This window comes from Pandoraea cepalis (assembly GCF_902459625.1).
Lineage (GTDB): Bacteria > Pseudomonadota > Gammaproteobacteria > Burkholderiales > Burkholderiaceae > Pandoraea > Pandoraea cepalis.
Genome location: NZ_CABPRY010000008.1, coordinates 47,438 through 63,383, shown reverse-complemented (window position 1 = coordinate 63,383; position 15,946 = coordinate 47,438). Strand labels below are relative to the sequence as shown.

Annotated in this window: 14 protein-coding genes; 9 read left to right on the top strand and 5 right to left on the bottom strand. The window is 66.1% G+C overall.

The features are described 5' to 3' along the window. Nucleotides 1-5: 5 nt before the first annotated feature. The 3 genes from PCE31107_RS16610 (at nt 6) to PCE31107_RS16600 (ending at nt 4,145) form a co-directional block, all read left to right on the top strand. Nucleotides 6-1,592 (top strand): 3,4-dehydroadipyl-CoA semialdehyde dehydrogenase, encoded by a 1,587-nt coding sequence (locus PCE31107_RS16610; protein ID WP_150609901.1) that lies wholly within the window; start codon nt 6-8, stop codon nt 1,590-1,592. A gap of 136 nt (nt 1,593-1,728) precedes the next feature. Continuing rightward, a complete protein-coding gene (locus PCE31107_RS16605; protein WP_130026589.1) occupies nt 1,729-3,300 on the top strand; it encodes a benzoate-CoA ligase family protein in 1,572 nt (523 codons plus the stop codon). 14 nt (nt 3,301-3,314) lie between these two features. Continuing rightward, the gene (locus PCE31107_RS16600; protein WP_150609899.1) at nt 3,315-4,145 is read left to right on the top strand and encodes an alpha/beta fold hydrolase; all 831 of its coding nucleotides are present in this window, start codon (nt 3,315-3,317) and stop codon (nt 4,143-4,145) included. Nucleotides 4,146-4,199: 54 nt separating this feature from the next. Here PCE31107_RS16600 and selD read toward each other — a convergent pair whose 3' ends face one another. Beyond that, nucleotides 4,200-5,279, bottom strand: coding sequence for a selenide, water dikinase SelD (selD, locus tag PCE31107_RS16595; protein WP_130026590.1), 1,080 nt, complete (start codon nt 5,277-5,279; stop codon nt 4,200-4,202). Nucleotides 5,280-5,573: 294 nt separating this feature from the next. Between selD and PCE31107_RS16590 the strand changes: the two genes are divergently transcribed. Continuing rightward, nucleotides 5,574-6,731 carry a transglutaminase-like domain-containing protein gene (locus PCE31107_RS16590; protein ID WP_150609897.1) on the top strand — a complete coding sequence of 386 codons (1,158 nt, stop codon included), beginning with the start codon at nt 5,574-5,576 and terminating at the stop codon, nt 6,729-6,731. Between the two features lie 26 nt (nt 6,732-6,757). Beyond that, entirely contained in the window at nt 6,758-7,357 is a 600-nt protein-coding gene (locus tag PCE31107_RS16585; protein ID WP_150609895.1) for a TlpA family protein disulfide reductase, read from the top strand. A gap of 59 nt (nt 7,358-7,416) precedes the next feature. Here PCE31107_RS16585 and PCE31107_RS16580 read toward each other — a convergent pair whose 3' ends face one another. Beyond that, nucleotides 7,417-8,340, bottom strand: coding sequence for a LysR family transcriptional regulator (locus PCE31107_RS16580; RefSeq protein ID WP_150609893.1), 924 nt, complete (start codon nt 8,338-8,340; stop codon nt 7,417-7,419). A 158-nt stretch (nt 8,341-8,498) separates the two neighbouring features. On the opposite strand from PCE31107_RS16580, the gene PCE31107_RS16575 reads away from it, so the two are divergent. Both PCE31107_RS16575 and PCE31107_RS16570 read left to right on the top strand, forming a co-directional pair. After that, nucleotides 8,499-9,101: a chromate transporter gene (locus tag PCE31107_RS16575; protein ID WP_246181862.1), complete on the top strand. Its 603-nt coding sequence runs from the start codon at nt 8,499-8,501 to the stop codon at nt 9,099-9,101. Beyond that, nucleotides 9,098-9,628: a chromate transporter gene (locus tag PCE31107_RS16570; RefSeq protein WP_017234266.1), complete on the top strand. Its 531-nt coding sequence runs from the start codon at nt 9,098-9,100 to the stop codon at nt 9,626-9,628. The genes PCE31107_RS16575 and PCE31107_RS16570 overlap by 4 nt, the downstream gene beginning before the upstream one ends. Nucleotides 9,629-9,655: 27 nt before the next feature. Here PCE31107_RS16570 and PCE31107_RS16565 read toward each other — a convergent pair whose 3' ends face one another. Continuing rightward, entirely contained in the window at nt 9,656-11,005 is a 1,350-nt protein-coding gene (locus PCE31107_RS16565; RefSeq protein ID WP_150609891.1) for a hypothetical protein, read from the bottom strand. A 277-nt stretch (nt 11,006-11,282) separates the two neighbouring features. Between PCE31107_RS16565 and PCE31107_RS16560 the strand changes: the two genes are divergently transcribed. Together PCE31107_RS16560 and PCE31107_RS16555 are read left to right on the top strand one after the other, a co-directional pair. Then, entirely contained in the window at nt 11,283-12,008 is a 726-nt protein-coding gene (locus PCE31107_RS16560; RefSeq protein ID WP_343032354.1) for a DUF3047 domain-containing protein, read from the top strand. Between the two features lie 243 nt (nt 12,009-12,251). Then, complete coding sequence (locus tag PCE31107_RS16555) at nt 12,252-14,039, top strand: peptidoglycan D,D-transpeptidase FtsI family protein (protein ID WP_130026594.1); 1,788 nt, start codon at nt 12,252-12,254, stop codon at nt 14,037-14,039. Between the two features lie 912 nt (nt 14,040-14,951). Here PCE31107_RS16555 and PCE31107_RS16550 read toward each other — a convergent pair. Both PCE31107_RS16550 and PCE31107_RS16545 read right to left on the bottom strand, forming a co-directional pair. Continuing rightward, entirely contained in the window at nt 14,952-15,317 is a 366-nt protein-coding gene (locus tag PCE31107_RS16550; protein WP_017234269.1) for a cytochrome o ubiquinol oxidase subunit IV, read from the bottom strand. After that, nucleotides 15,318-15,944 (bottom strand): cytochrome o ubiquinol oxidase subunit III, encoded by a 627-nt coding sequence (locus tag PCE31107_RS16545; protein ID WP_017234270.1) that lies wholly within the window; start codon nt 15,942-15,944, stop codon nt 15,318-15,320. It lies immediately after the preceding gene. Nucleotides 15,945-15,946 lie beyond the last annotated feature (2 nt).

Below are 15,946 nucleotides of genomic sequence, written 5' to 3'. Positions count from 1 at the left end.
GGTTCATGCTCATGCCATCCCCTGCCTTGCTGGAAAATTACGTCGCTGGCCAATGGGTGGCCGGCGGCGGCGCGCCCACCGCGCTCACCGATCCCGTGACGGGCGAGATCCTCGCCTTCGTATCGAGCGCCGGACTGGATCTCGACGCCGCGTTCACCTTTGCGCGAGACGTCGCCGGCCCGGCGCTGCGCGCCTTGTCGTACGGCGAGCGTGCGCAGCGCCTCGCGCAGATCGTTGCCACGCTGCAGGCGAACCGCGACGACTACTACGCCATCGCCACCGCCAATTCGGGAACGGTCGCCACCGACTCCGCCGTCGACATCGATGGCGCCATTTACACCCTGTCGACGTATGCCAAGCTCGGCGCAACGCTGGGCGACGCGCACACGCTGCTCGACGGCGCGGCGGCGCCGTTGGCCAAGGATGGGTCGTTTGCCGTGCGTCATGTGTGCCGTCCGACACCGGGCGTGGCGCTGTTCATCAACGCGTTCAACTTTCCCGCCTGGGGACTTTGGGAGAAGGCCGCTGGCGCGTTGCTCTCGGGCGTGCCGGTCATCGTCAAACCGGCGACCTCGACCGCCTGGCTCACGCAGCGCATGGTGGCCGATGTGGTCGCCGCCGGTCTGCTGCCGCCGGGCAGCCTGTCGGTGATCTGCGGCAGCGCCGCCGGTCTGCTCGACCGGATCGGCCCGTTCGACGTGGTCTCCTTCACCGGCTCGGCCGACACCGCCGCCACGCTGCGCGCGCATCCGGCGTTTACCGAACGCTCGGCGCGCATCAACGTGGAGGCCGATAGCCTGAACAGCGCCGTGCTGCTGCCCGACGCGACGCCCGGCACCGCCGCGTTCGACCAGTTCGTGCGCGAGGTGGCGCGCGAGATGACCGTCAAGGCCGGCCAGAAATGCACGGCCATTCGGCGCGCGATGGTTCCCGTCGCGCACTTCGATGCCGCGGCGGCCGCCATGGCCGAGCGTCTGGCCAAGACGGTCGTCGGCAATCCACGCAACGAGGCCGTCACGATGGGCTCGCTCGTGAGTCTGGCGCAGAAACGCGCCGTGCTCGACGGCATCGCCCATTTGCAGGCGGAAGCCGAAACCCTCTATGACGGCAATCGCGAGACCACTTTCGTCGACGCCGGTGCCGACAGCGCGTGCGTGGCCCCCGTGCTGCTCGGCCTGCGCGATGGCGCGCGAGGGCAGCGCGTGCACGACACCGAAGTCTTCGGCCCCGTCGCGACGCTCGTCGGCTATCGCGATCTCGACGAAGCGCTCGCGCTGGCCAAGCGTGGGCAGGGTTCCCTCGTCGTCTCGCTATACAGCAACGACACCGTGGCGATGCGCGCCCCCGCGCTTGCGCTGGCCGACGCACACGGCCGTGTGCATGCGGTCGACCCATCGGTCGTGAAGACACAGACAGGCCACGGCAACGTCATGCCGCAATCGCTGCATGGCGGCCCGGGCCGCGCCGGCGGTGGCGAAGAACTGGGCGGTTTGCGCGCGTTGCGCTTCTATCACGTGCGCTCGGCCGTACAGGGGCCCGCCGCGCTGATCGAAGCGATCACGCAGGATGCCGTCGAACTCCCGAAGGCGTAATCTGTTCTTCAGCGGCTGTCGCAAACCGTCGCAGTCAAGGTGATTCATTCAGGCGCCGCCAGAGCGCCGACAAGTCCTCACGCCGCGCGTGCACGCGTCCAACGCGTGCGCCGTGCGGTGATCCACCGGAGACACCATGGAAGCCGTACTCACCCCACCGCCGGCGAACTTCAACTTCGCCGCGCATCTGGAGGCGCTCAACCGCGGGCGCGCTGCCAAGACTGCTTATCTCGACGACACGCGCGCGCTCACCTACGGCGAGCTGGCCGAGCAAAGCCGACGTTTCGCGACCGGACTCGCGCGCGCGGGGATTCATCGTGAAGAGCGCATTCTGCTCATCATGCTCGACACCATCGACCTGCCGGTCGCCTTTCTCGGCGCCCTGTACGCCGGTGTGGTGCCCGTCGTCGTCAACACCTTGCTCACGGCCGACGATTACGCCTACATGATCTCGCACAGCAAGGCGCAGCTCGTGATTGCGTCCGGCGCGCTCCTGCCGACCGTACAGGCCGCGCTCGACAAGGTGGGCGAGGGCGCGGCGCCGCCGCCGTGCATTGTCTCGCAACCGATCGCGACCGAGGCGGGCAACGCACGTGCCCTGCCGACCTTCAACGCCCTCATCGACGGCCCCCCGAGTGCACTGCCCGCCGATACCGACGGTGACGACATCGCCTTCTGGCTATATTCGTCGGGTTCGACCGGCAAGCCCAAGGGCACCGTGCACACGCACGCCAACCTGTACTGGACAGCCGAAACCTATGGCCGCCACGTGCTCGGCATTCGCGAAGACGATATCGCCTTCTCCGCGGCGAAGCTCTTCTTCGCTTACGGGTTGGGCAACGCATTGACGTTTCCGCTCTCGGTCGGCGCGAGCGTCGTGCTGATGGCCGAGCGACCCACCGCGCAAGCCGTGGCACAACGGCTTCGCGAGCATCGCCCGACGATCTTCTACGGCGTGCCGACGCTCTACGCCAATCTTCTCGCCTCACCGCACCTGCCGGCCCGTGAAGACGTGGCGCTGCGGCTGTGCACGTCGGCGGGCGAGGCGCTGCCGCGCGAAATCGGCGAGCGGTTCACGGCGCATTTCGGGGCGGAGATTCTCGACGGCATTGGCTCGACTGAAATGTTGCACATCTTCCTGTCGAATCGCGCCGGCCAGGTCGCCTACGGGACGACGGGCGAACCGGTGCCGGGCTACGCCGTGGCATTGCGCGACGAAGACGGTCATCCCGTGCCCGACGGCGAGATCGGCGATCTGTACATCAAAGGCCCGAGCGCAGCGCTCATGTATTGGTGCAATCGCGACAAGACGCGCGCGACGTTCCTCGGCGACTGGCTCAAGAGCGGCGACAAGTACCGGCGTCTGCCCAATGGGTATTACGTCTATGCCGGGCGCAGTGACGATATGCTCAAGGTCAGCGGCCAGTACGTCTCGCCCATCGAAGTCGAGATGGTGCTGATGCAGCATGACGCGGTGCTGGAGGCAGGCGTCGTGGGACGCGATGATGGCGGCCTGACCAAGACACAGGCCTTTGTCGTGCTCAAGCCCGGCATCGCAGCCACCGACGAGATGGCCACCGAGTTGAAGGCCTTCGTCAAGGCGCGCCTCGCCCCGCACAAATACCCGCGCGAATTGGTGTTCGTCGACGATCTGCCGAAGACGGCGACGGGCAAGGTGCAGCGCTTCAAGCTGCGCGAGTTGCTTTAGGAGACGACAAGACGATGTCGGACGTACAGTTCGCCCGGATCGAGACGGCCTCGCACGGCCCGCTCTCGCTGGAATACCGATGGCTCAACCGTGAGCTTGCCGATGCCCCACTGCTGGTCTTCCTGCACGAGGGGCTGGGCTCTGTTGCGATGTGGAAAGACTGGCCGCAGCAGTTGTGCGACGCGGGCGGCTTTCGCGGGCTCGTCTATTCGCGCAACGGCTATGGCCGCTCCACCCCGCGTGAGCCCGGCGAGAAATGGCCGGTCGACTTCATGCACCGTCAGGCGCGGGAAGTGTTGCCCGCGTTTCTCGATGCGGTGGGCGTCGGCCCCGAGCAGGCCGCGCACGTGTGGCTTGTCGGCCATAGCGACGGCGGCTCGATCTCGCTGCTGTTCAGCGCAGCATTCCCCGACCGGCTCGCCGGTGCGGTCGTGCTCGCCCCCCATCTGTTCGTCGAAGATCTTTCGGTGCAGAGCATCGCGAAGACGAAGACGGTGTACGAGACGACCGACCTGCGCGCGAAACTTGGCCGCTATCACGACGACGTCGATTCGGCGTTTTGGGGTTGGAACGATATCTGGCTGGACCCGGCGTTTCGCGAGTGGAATCTGGTCGGCGCGGTGGCGAGTATCTCGAAGCCGCTGCTCGCGATCCAGGGCGAGGACGACGAGTACGGCACGATGGCGCAGATGGACAGCATTGCCACGCATGTGCCGCACGCGAGCGTAGTGAAGCTGCCGGCATGCGGACACTCACCGCACCGCGACGCGCCCCAGCCACTGGCCGAGGCCATCATCGCTTTCATTGGCCGCCATCACGCGGCGGCAAACCGTCAGGCGGCATGACGTGGCGGGCGCGCGCCCACCGAGGGAGGGCGCCCGTTGCGACGATGCCCGTCGTCAGATCACGCGCACGCCGGGCGTACCCGGACGCATGGCGCCAATGATGCCGGCTTCGTGGAAGCCGTCTGCGCGGAAGACCGCGAGCACATCGTCGACCGCGCCGGGCGCGCACGACACGAGCAGGCCGCCCGCCGTCTGCGGATCGCACAACAGATCGCGATCACGCGTCGTCAGCCGCTCCCCCAGCTCGACCGACGCCCCGTAGGACGCCCAATTCCGGCCAGACGCGCCGGTAATGCACCCCTGGTCGGCCAGTTCGCGCACGCCGTCGAACAGCGGCACGTCGGACATGCGCAGATACGCCGCCAGATTCGCGCCGCGGCACATTTCGAGCGTGTGGCCGAGCAGACCGAAACCCGTCACATCCGTGAGTGCATGCACGCCGGGCAAAGCCGCGAGCGCCGGGCCGACACGGTTCAGGCGCGTCGTGGCGTCGATCATGCGGCGATAGCCCGCCGCATCCAGTTGGTTCTTCTTGAGCGCCGCCGACATCACGCCCACACCCAGCGGCTTGCCGAGCACGAGTACGTCGCCCGCCTGCGCATCGGCGTTGCGCTTGAGCCGCTTCGGATGCACCACCCCGAGCGCGGCAAGACCGTAGATCGGCTCGACCGAATCGATGCTGTGCCCGCCGGCAATCGGAATGCCCGCCTCGGTGCAGACCGATTCGCCGCCGCGCAGAATTTCGCGAATCGTCTCGCGTGGCAACACGTTGATCGGCATGCCGACGATGGCCAGCGCAAAAATCGGCTTGCCCCCCATCGCATAGATGTCGGACAGGGCGTTGGTCGCGGCGATGCGGCCGAAGTCGAACGGGTCATCGACAATCGGCATGAAGAAGTCCGTCGTCGCGATGATCGCCTGCTCATCGTTGAGCTGGTAGACCGCGGCGTCGTCGGAGGTTTCCGTGCCCACGAGCAGCGCGGCGGGTGTCGGCAGCGGCGTGTCGTTGCGGGCGAGCAGTTCGGAGAGCACGCCCGGCGCGATCTTGCAGCCGCAGCCGCCGCCGTGCGAGAGCGAAGTGAGACGCGGAGCGGCCGGCGTGGCGCCCGCTTGGGTTGCATCGATTGCGGTCATGGTCGTTGGTGTGCGTTGCGAATGGCCGGGAACCCGTCACAAGGCGTGCGGCAGCCTCGATCGGCGCGTCGCCGGCGAGAAATTCGCACTCGCTGCGCCCGGAATGACGACAGTTTGCCAAAAGTCGACGTATTATGAAGCAGCTTTTGCACGTCGATTTGTCTCGAAATGGCGGTCGACGGCATAAGGCGACCGATTCACCGCGTCCCGCCATCGGGGGGACGCCAATGCTGCCGCATCGCAACACCCTAACCACTACGCGCCGTGAGCGCTGACGCCTAAGGGGACCCCACCATGCAACGCCGCCGCCTCCTCTCGCTGGGCGCCTTCGCCCTGCCCGCCTCCGTTCTGTCCACCTCGCTCGTTCCGGCCGCGGCCCGGGCCGCGTCGACGGACTCACCGTCGCCGCGCCCGGCCGACGGCTGGCGTACGTTCGAGCTGACCACGCGCGTCGACTTACCCGCCACGCGAGGCCCGGCGAATGTCTGGCTGCCGGTGGCGATATCGCCGTCCGGCACCTACCAGCATGCCCTTGGCACGCGCTGGCAGGCCCCGGGCGCGAATGCCGCGTTGCGCATGGTGCATGGCGCATCGGGCATCGGTGTGCCGATGCTCGCGGTGGCATGGCCCGAGGGGGCGGCCCATGACACGCGCACCGTCACGCTGGTGAATACCTTTACCACGCGCGATCGATCCGTTGACTTGTCGCAGCCGCCCTCGGCCAACGCCCCGCGCGAATCGCCGGAAGTGTTGCGTCAGTATCTCCAGCCGACAGCGCTCCAGCCGACCGACGGCCTCGTGCGCGAGACGGCCGAGAAGATCACGCGCGGCGAGACGGGCGATGTGGCAAAGGCGCGCGCCATCTATCAGTGGATCGTGGAAAACTGCCGGCGCGAAGGCACCGTGCGCGGCTGCGGCACGGGCGACGTGCGCTACATGCTCACCACCGGCAACCTTGCGGGCAAATGTGCCGACATCAACGCCCTCTTCACCGCGCTCGCGCGCTCGGTCGGCATCCCCGCCCGCGATGCCTATGGCGTGCGCGTCGCGACGTCGCGGCGGGGTTTCAACAGTCTGGGCAAGGCGGGGGACGTCACGCGGGCGCAGCATTGCCGCGCCGAGTTCTACGCGGCCGGCTACGGGTGGGTGCCGGTCGACCCGGCCGACGTGCGCAAGGTCATGCTCGAAGAAGTGGCCGGCGGTTTGCCGATCGACGACCTGCGCGTGCGCGCGGCGCGTGCGATGCTCTTCGGCCAATGGGAAATGAACTGGGTCGCGTTCAATCACGGCGCGGACATTGCGTTGCCGGAGGCCCCGGGCGCACTGGCGGCGCGCGAGAGCACCGTGCCGTTCCTCATGTATCCGAATGGCGAAGTGGCGCACGCCCGACTCGACAGCCTCGATCCGGACACCTTCCGCTATCGCATGAACGCCCGCGAAATCACCGCCTGACGTCACGCACGAAGGAGCGCACCGCCATGCATCGCCGTCATTTTCTTCACACCCTCGGCGCCCTCGGCACGGCCGGTGCGCTGGGGGGCGTCGGCGCACCGGCGCGGGCCGCCGGGCCGGTCAATGGGGCGGCGGAAGTCGATGACAGCGCGCTCGCGGGCACGTCCGGCGGCACGCTCTCGGCGTGGCGCGGGGCCACGCCCGCCTTTACACTCGACGGACTCGATGGTCGGCCGCACGCCTTGTCCGAATGGCGCGGGCGCGTGGTCATCCTCAACTTCTGGGCCACCTGGTGCGGCCCCTGCCGCGAGGAGATTCCGGCGATGGGCGAGGTGGCACGTCAATACCGCGAGCGAGGCCTCGCGCTGGTCGCCGTGAATTACAAGGAACCGCTGGCGACGGTCAAGCCGTTCGTCGACAAAATCCCCATCGACGGCACCGTGCTGCTCGACGCCGACGGTGCCGTCTACAAGCGTTTCGGATCGCTCGGCCTGCCGGCCACCTATCTCGTCGATCGCGCGGGCAACGCGCGCTTCTGGCGCATGGGCGAACTGGAATGGAGCGACGTGGGACTACACGGGCATATCGAGGCGTTGCTCACGCAAAAGGGGGGCACGACGGCCTGAGCGAGTGTCGTTGCCGCCCCCTACGCCATCAAGCCTCTTCCGACTTCCCGCCTTCCCCCTCATCCGGCCGCGATCGACTGCGCGGCCTCGCGCACATGATCGAGCAGTCGCGCCGTCGGCCCGGCGAGCACGCCTTCGCGGTGGGCGCAAAACAACGGTGCGCGTGGCGCGGGCGCAAGCGGCCGGTAGACGATACCTTCCACCTGCATGCGCATGAGCGATGCAGGCACGACCGACACGCCCAATCCCGCCGCGACGAGCGAGAGCGTCGTCAGCAGACGCGGGGCTTCCTGCTCGATGTTCGGACTGAAGCCTGCGCCATGGCACGCCGCGATGATGGCGTCGTACAGCCCCTGCCCTGTGCGGCGTCGATACAAAATCAGTTTCTGCGAGGCAATGGCCGTCATCGGGACGGCCGCTTTTCCCGCCCGCCCCGTCAGGGCCAGCGGATGCGCCGACGGGACCGCGAGCACCATCGGCTCTTCGAGCACCGGTACGAAGACAATCTGCGCGGTATCCCCCTGTGGCTGGCGTACGAATGCAACGTCCAGCTGCCCGTCGCGCAGGCCGTCGAGCAGCTCGCTTGTACTGCTCTCGTCTAGCATCAGCGAGACGGCCGGCGCATCGCTTCGGAAGGTACGAATCACCGTCGGCACGAACGGGTGCAGCGCCGCTGAACTGGTCAGGCCTACCGACAGCCGTCCCTTGATGCCGGCCGCGACGCGGCGCACGTCGTCGACCGCCTGATCGAGTTTGCGCACGACCTCGTACGCGTCTCCAAGAAACGCCTGGCCGGCGTCGGTGAGCGCCATGCCGCGCGGCAGGCGTTCGAAGAGCGTCACGCGCAGCTGGCTTTCCAGCACCCGGATCTGTTGCGAGAGCGGCGGTTGTCCGATGCCCAGACGCTCAGCCGCGCGCGTCATGTGCCCCGTTTCGGCCACCGCAATAAAGTAGCGCAATAACCGCACGTCGATATTTGCCATATTGATTCGATATGATTCAAGTCACTTCCATATATTGGACAATATAGCGCAATCCGCCTACGCTCAAGGGGTTCCGCGCGGCATCGGTGCTGTCCGTCCTTCGATGGCCCTCTGTCTGGCGGCCCCCACCGCAGCCCCGTTTTCAGATCGAACCTGCCATGAGCCTTCCGGCCCCCTCCGCACCTGCCGCCTCCGGCGCGCCCGCCACAACGCCGGCACCGCCGGTTGCCGACGCCCCAAGCATTCGCGCCTTGTTCCTGGGCTTCCTCGGCCTTGGCATGACCGCGTTCGGCGGGGCGCTGCCTTTGGCGCGTCGGATGATCGTCGAGAAGCATCGATGGATCACGCCCGCCGAATTCACCGACTTGCTCGGGCTGTGCCAATTTCTGCCCGGCGGCAACATCATCAATCTGTCCGTCGCGCTCGGCATGCGTTTTCATGGTTGGCGCGGCGCGCTCGCATCGATCCTCGGCCTGATCGCCGTGCCGTCGGCGGTGGTGATCGCGCTGGGCACGATCTATCAGCATTTTCAACACGACCCGCGCGTGCGGCATCTCTTCGCCGGACTCGCCGCGGCCGCTGCCGGGCTGTTGATCCAAATCGCCTGGAAAGTCTCGTGGCCGCTGCGCAAGTCCGTGGTGCTTGCCGCGGTGGCGGCGGCGTGTTTCATCGCCATCGCGGTGCTGCGCCTGCCGCTCGTGCTCACCATGCTGGTGATGACACCGATCTCCCTTTACGCCACGTGGCGGGTGTCGCAATGACCGGCACCCTCGTCTCGCTCGCGCTCATCTTCTCGCAGCTGTCCGTGCTGGCCTTTGGTGGTGGCAACACCATCCTGCCGGAGATGGAGCGTCAGGTCGTCGATCTGCATCACTGGATGACGTCGGAACAATTCAGCGCACTGTTTGCGCTGGGGCAGGCGGCGCCCGGCCCGAACCTCATGATCGTGCCGCTCGTCGGATGGCACGTGGCCGGCTGGCAGGGCATGCTCGTGACATCGCTCGCGAAGTTCGGGCCGTCATCGCTCATCACAATCGGCGTGTTGCACCTGTGGGAGCGCTTCAAGGACCGGCCATGGCGTCGCCTTGTGCAGGCCGGTCTGGTGCCGATGACAGCGGGACTCGTTGCCGCGAGTGCGGCCTTGATCGTCGAAGCGTCGGCGACATCGTGGTGGCTCGGCGGGATCACGGCGGCCGTGGCGGTGCTCGCGATCCGCACGCGCGTGCATCCGCTGTGGTGGCTCGCTGCGGGTAGCATCGCGGGTTTGCTCGGCGGGGCGTACCTGTAGCGGCAGCGGTCGCGCCCGCCGCTTACATCACCCCTTGCCCGCCTCGCGCACGTGCGCGTACGACGCGTGCCAGTGATCACGGCCCAACGCGGCGATTCCGTCGACCAGATGCATCCAGTCGGTGGACCCGATCACCAGCGATGCGGGCGTATCGCCGCGTGCCAACGCCGCAAGACGCGGCGGACACGGCGTGCGCCGCCCGGACCTTCCAGGCCTTCCGGCCACCAGCATCACTCGGGCAATCCATGGCGCAACGTCCATCGGAATCGCCGGGCCCCGAACATCTCCCGCCTGCGGCACCGGTTCGTCGGTCCAGCGCCAAGCGAAGCGCGCGCTGATACTCGCGCGTGTCGCGACGCCGATGGCGTCGAGGACGCGCTCGCAGGTCATCCCGCGTTCGGCAGCGGTATTCAGCGCGCGGACGGCGAGATTTCGCCAGTCGCCGTCGCCGCCACAGTCATCGCGTACGCTGGCGGCGAATAGCGCGACCACGCGGGATCGAACGCGTCGCAGGGCCTCCGGATGGGTCAGCATCGCGCGGGCGTCTCGCGTGTCGTCCGAGAGGTCGTCAGTCGTCTCCAACGGATCGAAGAGTTGGACATCGACCGGATGCACGCTGAAGGTCGGCGAGCCCTCGGCATCGTGTCGCCAATCGGGTTCGAGACGTTCGCGCAGCAGCGCGAAGGCAGCATCGTCACGGATCAGCGAGGGACGGTCATCGCTCAGGTTGAGGGCGTGCCGGACAGCGCCGGACAGCCGGAAACCCAGGCCATGGGCCAGTAGCTGGCAAAGCCCGACGACGCGGTCGCTTTGCGCCAGGCTCGCTTGCGGCGTGTCGGCGAGATGCAGAATCAGCGATTCCGCGATGCGCAGTTCCGCGAACTTGCGACGCGTGGTTGTGCTGGCGCGTTGCGAAACCGCAGTGGGTGGCAGGGGATGGGTGGCGGTCTGCGTTGCGTCGAATGCCGCCAGACACTGGCGCATGGCCGTGACTTCCTCCACGGTCCGACGCCGCAGTTGCGCATCGGTGTCGAGCGCCCACTCGCGCAGCGCGCCCTCGCCCGCCGTGCAGGCACGCTCCAGCGCGCGCAGCTCGGGCCAAAGATATCGGCACGTGGCGCCCACCGTGACGGCGCTCAGCGCACAGGCGAACGTCACGTCTGCGGCCCCGGGGAGTGCTGCGCCGTGTCGCTGAAACCTCAGGCTCGCGCTTTGCCATGCGTCGTTGAGCAGGTGATGCAGTCCGCTGTCTCGCCAACACAAGGCCGCGCCTGCAAAATTGCCGCGGAACCCTTCGTGCAGGCAGTTCATCGCGTCGTTGGCCAGGCGCAGGAATGGGTTCACCGGGTGGAATGCTGCATGGGACACGAATGGCATGTCGCCGCCTCATTGATGTTGTAGAAACGAGCATCGTCCGCCGTCGCGGCGCGAGACGCTTCAGGATTCGCCCGCCCCGCTGTCGGACAGCCTCACGCCGAATCTGGGATGATGGCAGCATTGCGTCGCCACCGAATCCGTTGGAGGCTCCATGCCGATCGCCCCCGAATTGCCCGCATCCCGTTTCGCTTTGCTTGGGCCGCTTGGGCGACTCGCGCGCTCGTGGGTCCCGACGTGTCGACGTGATGGCCCTCGGCGCGCGGGGACGCGTGCGTTTGTGGGCGGGCTGACGGTCGTGGCCGTCGGCCTGAGCGCGGCGGTGGCATGGGCGGCCGGTCCTGCCCCGGAGCCCCTTCTCTTCTCAAAGGCCGCGCCGGGTGGTGCCTTGCCGTCCGGATGGCGAAACCTGCCGGTCGTGAGCGGGAAGAAACTCACGACCTACACCGTCGTCGTCGATGGCGGGCACAACGTCATCGAGGCCACTTCGGTCGACTCCGCCTCGGCCCTCATGGCACAGGGCGACGGCGTCGACCTGGGCGTGACGCCCGTCGTGTCGTGGCGCTGGAGAGTCGATCAGGCGATCCCGGGCGCCGACAATCGGGTGGGCGACAAAGAGGATTCGCCGGCGCGGCTGGTGTTCTTCTTCGACGGCAACACATCGTCGCTGCCGTTCGGCGATCGGGCGGCCATGGCGCTGGCCAAGGCGGGGGGCAAAGACCTGCCCTATGCCACGCTGATGTATATCTGGTCCAACGATGCCGCGCCGGGCGGCGTCATCCAGAACCCGCACACCGATCGGGTGCAGATGCTCGTGGTGGCGGGCGGCAATGCGTCGCTCGGCAAGTGGCAAACGTTCTCGCGCAACGTGGCGGCGGACTACGAACGCATCTACCGGGAGAAGCCAGGCAAGCTGCTCGGCTATGGCATCTTTACCGACAGCGACAACACGCACGCCAGTGCGCACGCCTGGTACGGCGACGTTCGGTTCGGCGCGGGAAAGTGACGCCACGGCGTGCGCCGCGCGCAGGGCGATGTCGAGAGACATTCCGCGTCCGGTTTTATCTGCCGACACCGATTCGAGAGGCGACGACCATGCCGTCGAAAAAATCCCGGAAAGCCCCGTCTGACGGGGCCTTTGCGCTATTACAACAGTCACTTGCGTGCTACGCTATCTCGCCTAGAATCTGAGCCAGAGTTTGTCGACGGGCTCATTGCTGTTCACGCCTCTCACCGCCCCGCGAGCGCCATGCAAAAGAATCGCCAGCCCAAGGACGTTACGTTCGCTTCCAGTCCGGTATTGCAGTCGCGCATGTCGATGTGGCGCTCCAAGTTCGTCGTCATCACGATCACCCTCGCGTTCATCGGACTGGTCGCACGGGCGTTCTGGATTGCCGGCCCGGGCAATAGTTTCTATATCGCGCAGGGCGAAAAGCGATACGAGCACACCATTGTCATGCCTGCGGTGCGCGGCAAGATCGAGGATCGCGACGGCCGCGTACTCGCGACCAGCCTGCCGATGCGCACCATCTGGGCGGTACCGGCCGAGGTGCCGGACGACTTGTCCGACAGTGCCCTGCAGAAGGCCAGCAAACTGCTCGACATTCCCACGAAGGAACTGCGCGCCAAGCTCATCGGCGAGAAGAAGTTCGTCTATGTGAAGCGTCAGGTCTCGCCGGAGATCGGCAAACAGATGGAAGTCCTGGGCATCCCCGGCGTGTACGAAAGCAGCGAATACAAGCGTTTCTACCCCGAAGGCGAAGTCGCGGCGCATGTGGTGGGCTTCACCAATGTCGAAGACAAGGGCCAGGAAGGCATGGAGCTGGGCGAGGAGCCCTTGCTCGAGGGCAAGGCGGGCGTGCGACGCGTCATCAAGGACCGCATCGGCCGGACCATTCAGGATCTCGACGATTCCAGCCCGCCGCGAGACGGCAAGGACATCCGCCTGACGCTGGATACACGTGTGCAGTACATCGCCTACGAGGCGTTGAAGAATGCACTGGAACGCACGGGGGCGAAAGCGGCGATGGCGGTCGTCATCGATGCCAAGTCCGGCCAGGTGCTGGCACTGGCCAACTTGCCGACCTACAACCCGAACGACCGAGCGCATTTGACGGGCGAGCAATTGCGCAACCGCGTGTTCACGGATGTCTTCGAACCGGGCTCGATTCTCAAGCCGTTCACCATGGCACTGGCGTTGGACCTTCATCGGCTCACGCCGACCACGCTCATCGACACGGGGCCCGGGCGATACGTCTTCGAAGGCGCGACCATCAGCGACGACAGCGCGAATGGCGTGTTGACGGCAGCGGGTGTCATTCAGAAGTCGAGCAACATCGGCATGACCAAGGTGTCGACGATGTTGCGGGCGGAGGAAATGTGGGACATGTTCACCGAGATCGGACTGGGTCAGCAGCCGAAGCTGGGGTTCCCGGGCGCGGTATCGGGGCGTTTGCGTCCGTACAAATCGTGGCGGCGGATCGAGCAGGCGACGATGGCGTACGGTTACGGGATCTCGGCGTCGCTGTTCCAGTTGGCGCGGGCGTACACGATCTTTGCCAACGATGGCGTGCTCGTGCCCATCACCATTATCAAGCCGGATACACCGGTGCAGCCTGAGGGCGTGCGGGTGATCGACGCGCACACGGCGGCCGAGATGCGTCAGATGCTGGCAGGCGTGGTCGATACGGGCGGCACGGCCACGACGGCACAGGTGGCCGGTTACAGCATCGGCGGCAAGACCGGCACGGCTTACAAGGCGGGCGCGCATGGATACGATCACTCGAAGTATCGGGCATCGTTCGTGGGGATCGCGCCGTTGTCGGCACCGCGCCTGGTGATTGCGGTATCGGTGGATGAGCCAAAAGCGTCGCAGCACTTTGGCGGTCAGGCGGCGGGACCGGCGTTTGCGGAGATTGCATCGCAGGCGTTGCCGTTGCTGGGGATTCGTCCAGATCTGCCGGTGCGGCCCGGGGTGATCCTCGCCGCGCCGACGTCGGATACGCCGCCGGATGACAAGGCGGCGTCGCACGGATAGGGCTTTTTGGGCTTGATATCGGTTCGTAGCGTCTTGTAACGTCTTGTAGCTCCTCGTAGCTCCGTGTTGCCCCCTTATGTCTTGATGCGCCCGGTCGCTTCCCACGTTAGCGGCAAATCGGGTTGGGGGCCGCCCGCGGCACTCCAATGCCTGTTAAGTCGCACCGCGGGCGGCCCCCAACCCGATACGTCAACGAAAACGATGCGACGACACCCATCGGACAACCCCGGTGGGCGTCGACAGGAGGCTTGAACGACGCTCTCCAGTGCCCCTCCCGATCCGTCAGCGCAAACGATGTGACGACGCCGATGAGGCGACGGGGCTGGAATCACAGGATGCGTGAGCGACGCTTGACGGTGCCCCTCCCCGATCCGTCAGCGCAAACGATGTGACGACGCCGATGAGGCGACGGGCTCTGGAATGACAGGATGCGTGAGCGACGCTTGCCGGCGCCCCTTCCCGATCCGTCAGCGCAAACGATATGACGACGCCGATGAGGCGACGGGCTCTGGAATGACAGGATGCGTGAGCGACGCTTGCCGGTGCCCTGACGGAGCGACTTTAAAGTGGAGCGCAGTCAGGGTACCGGCAAGCGTCGCGGGTATGGGGGATTGCGGGGGCGTTGGGGGTAAATGAGCGGGCGGTGTCGACGGATCGGGAAGGTGTGAGCAAAAAGGGCAGTTCGATGACTCGAACTGCCCTTTTTGCGCACTGAGGCGCCAAACGGCACGCACAAGCCCGTGCCCCTGGCAACGCGTCGAATCGTTCACCGAAACCGGTTAGCGAGTCGGCTCGGAAATCGGCGGGAAGGCCTCCTCTCCAAAGCGCCCCAAAAAGAAAAAGGCGGCCCGGAAACCGGCGCCGCCTTTCTCTCACTTGCCATAAGTAACGCAGACAAGTTCTGAAGAAGCCTTACATCCCCGGCATCATCAGTGTGTTGGCGTTGTGCATGATCCACAGCGAGCCGACCAGCACGATGGACACGATCAGGATCGTGAACGCGAAGGCCATCACGTTCCAGCGCTGTTCCGACGAACGGTCCATGTGCAGGAAGTAGATCAGATGGACGATGATCTGCACGAGGGCCGCGCCGAGAATCAGCGGCAGCACCGTCGACGGCGGCATCGTGCCATCCATCACCAGCTTGAACGGCACGACCGTGAGGATCACCGCGAGCACGAAGCCGATCAGGTACGACTTCACGCTGCCGTGGCTACCCCCGGCCGCATTGTGGCCAGCGTCGTGGCCGTGCGATTGCACCGATTTCGTATTGCTCATTTACATCGCTCCCATCAGGTACACGACCGTGAACACGCCAATCCACACCACGTCCAAGAAGTGCCAGAACAGCGACAGGCATTGCAGACGCGTGGTGGTGGTCGAGTTCAGACCCTTCTTGCCGATCTGGAACATCAGCACGGCCATCCACAGCAGGCCCGACGCCACGTGCAGACCGTGGGTGCCCACCAGGGCGAAGAACGACGACAGGAAACCGCTACGGTTCGGGCCCGCACCTTCCAGAATCAGATGGTGGAACTCATACAGTTCCATCGCGATAAACCCGGCACCCAGCAACCAGGTCACCGCCAGCCAGCCCAGTACCGTGCTCTTCTTGCCGTTGTGCAGCCCCACCATGGCAAAGCCATAGGTGATCGACGAGAACAACAGGATGAACGTTTCGACCAGCACGAACTTCAGGTCGAACAGTTCCTTGCCCGTCGGGCCGCCCGCAGACGAGTCACGCAACACCGCAAAGGTGGCGAACAGGCCGGCGAACAGCACCAGGTCGGTCATCAGGTACACCCAGAAACCGAAGATCGTGTTGCCACCGGTGTCGTGGTGCGCGTGGTCGTGCGCATGCGCATCGGCATGCGCGCCAGAGTGTTTGAGAACTTCGCTCGTCATGA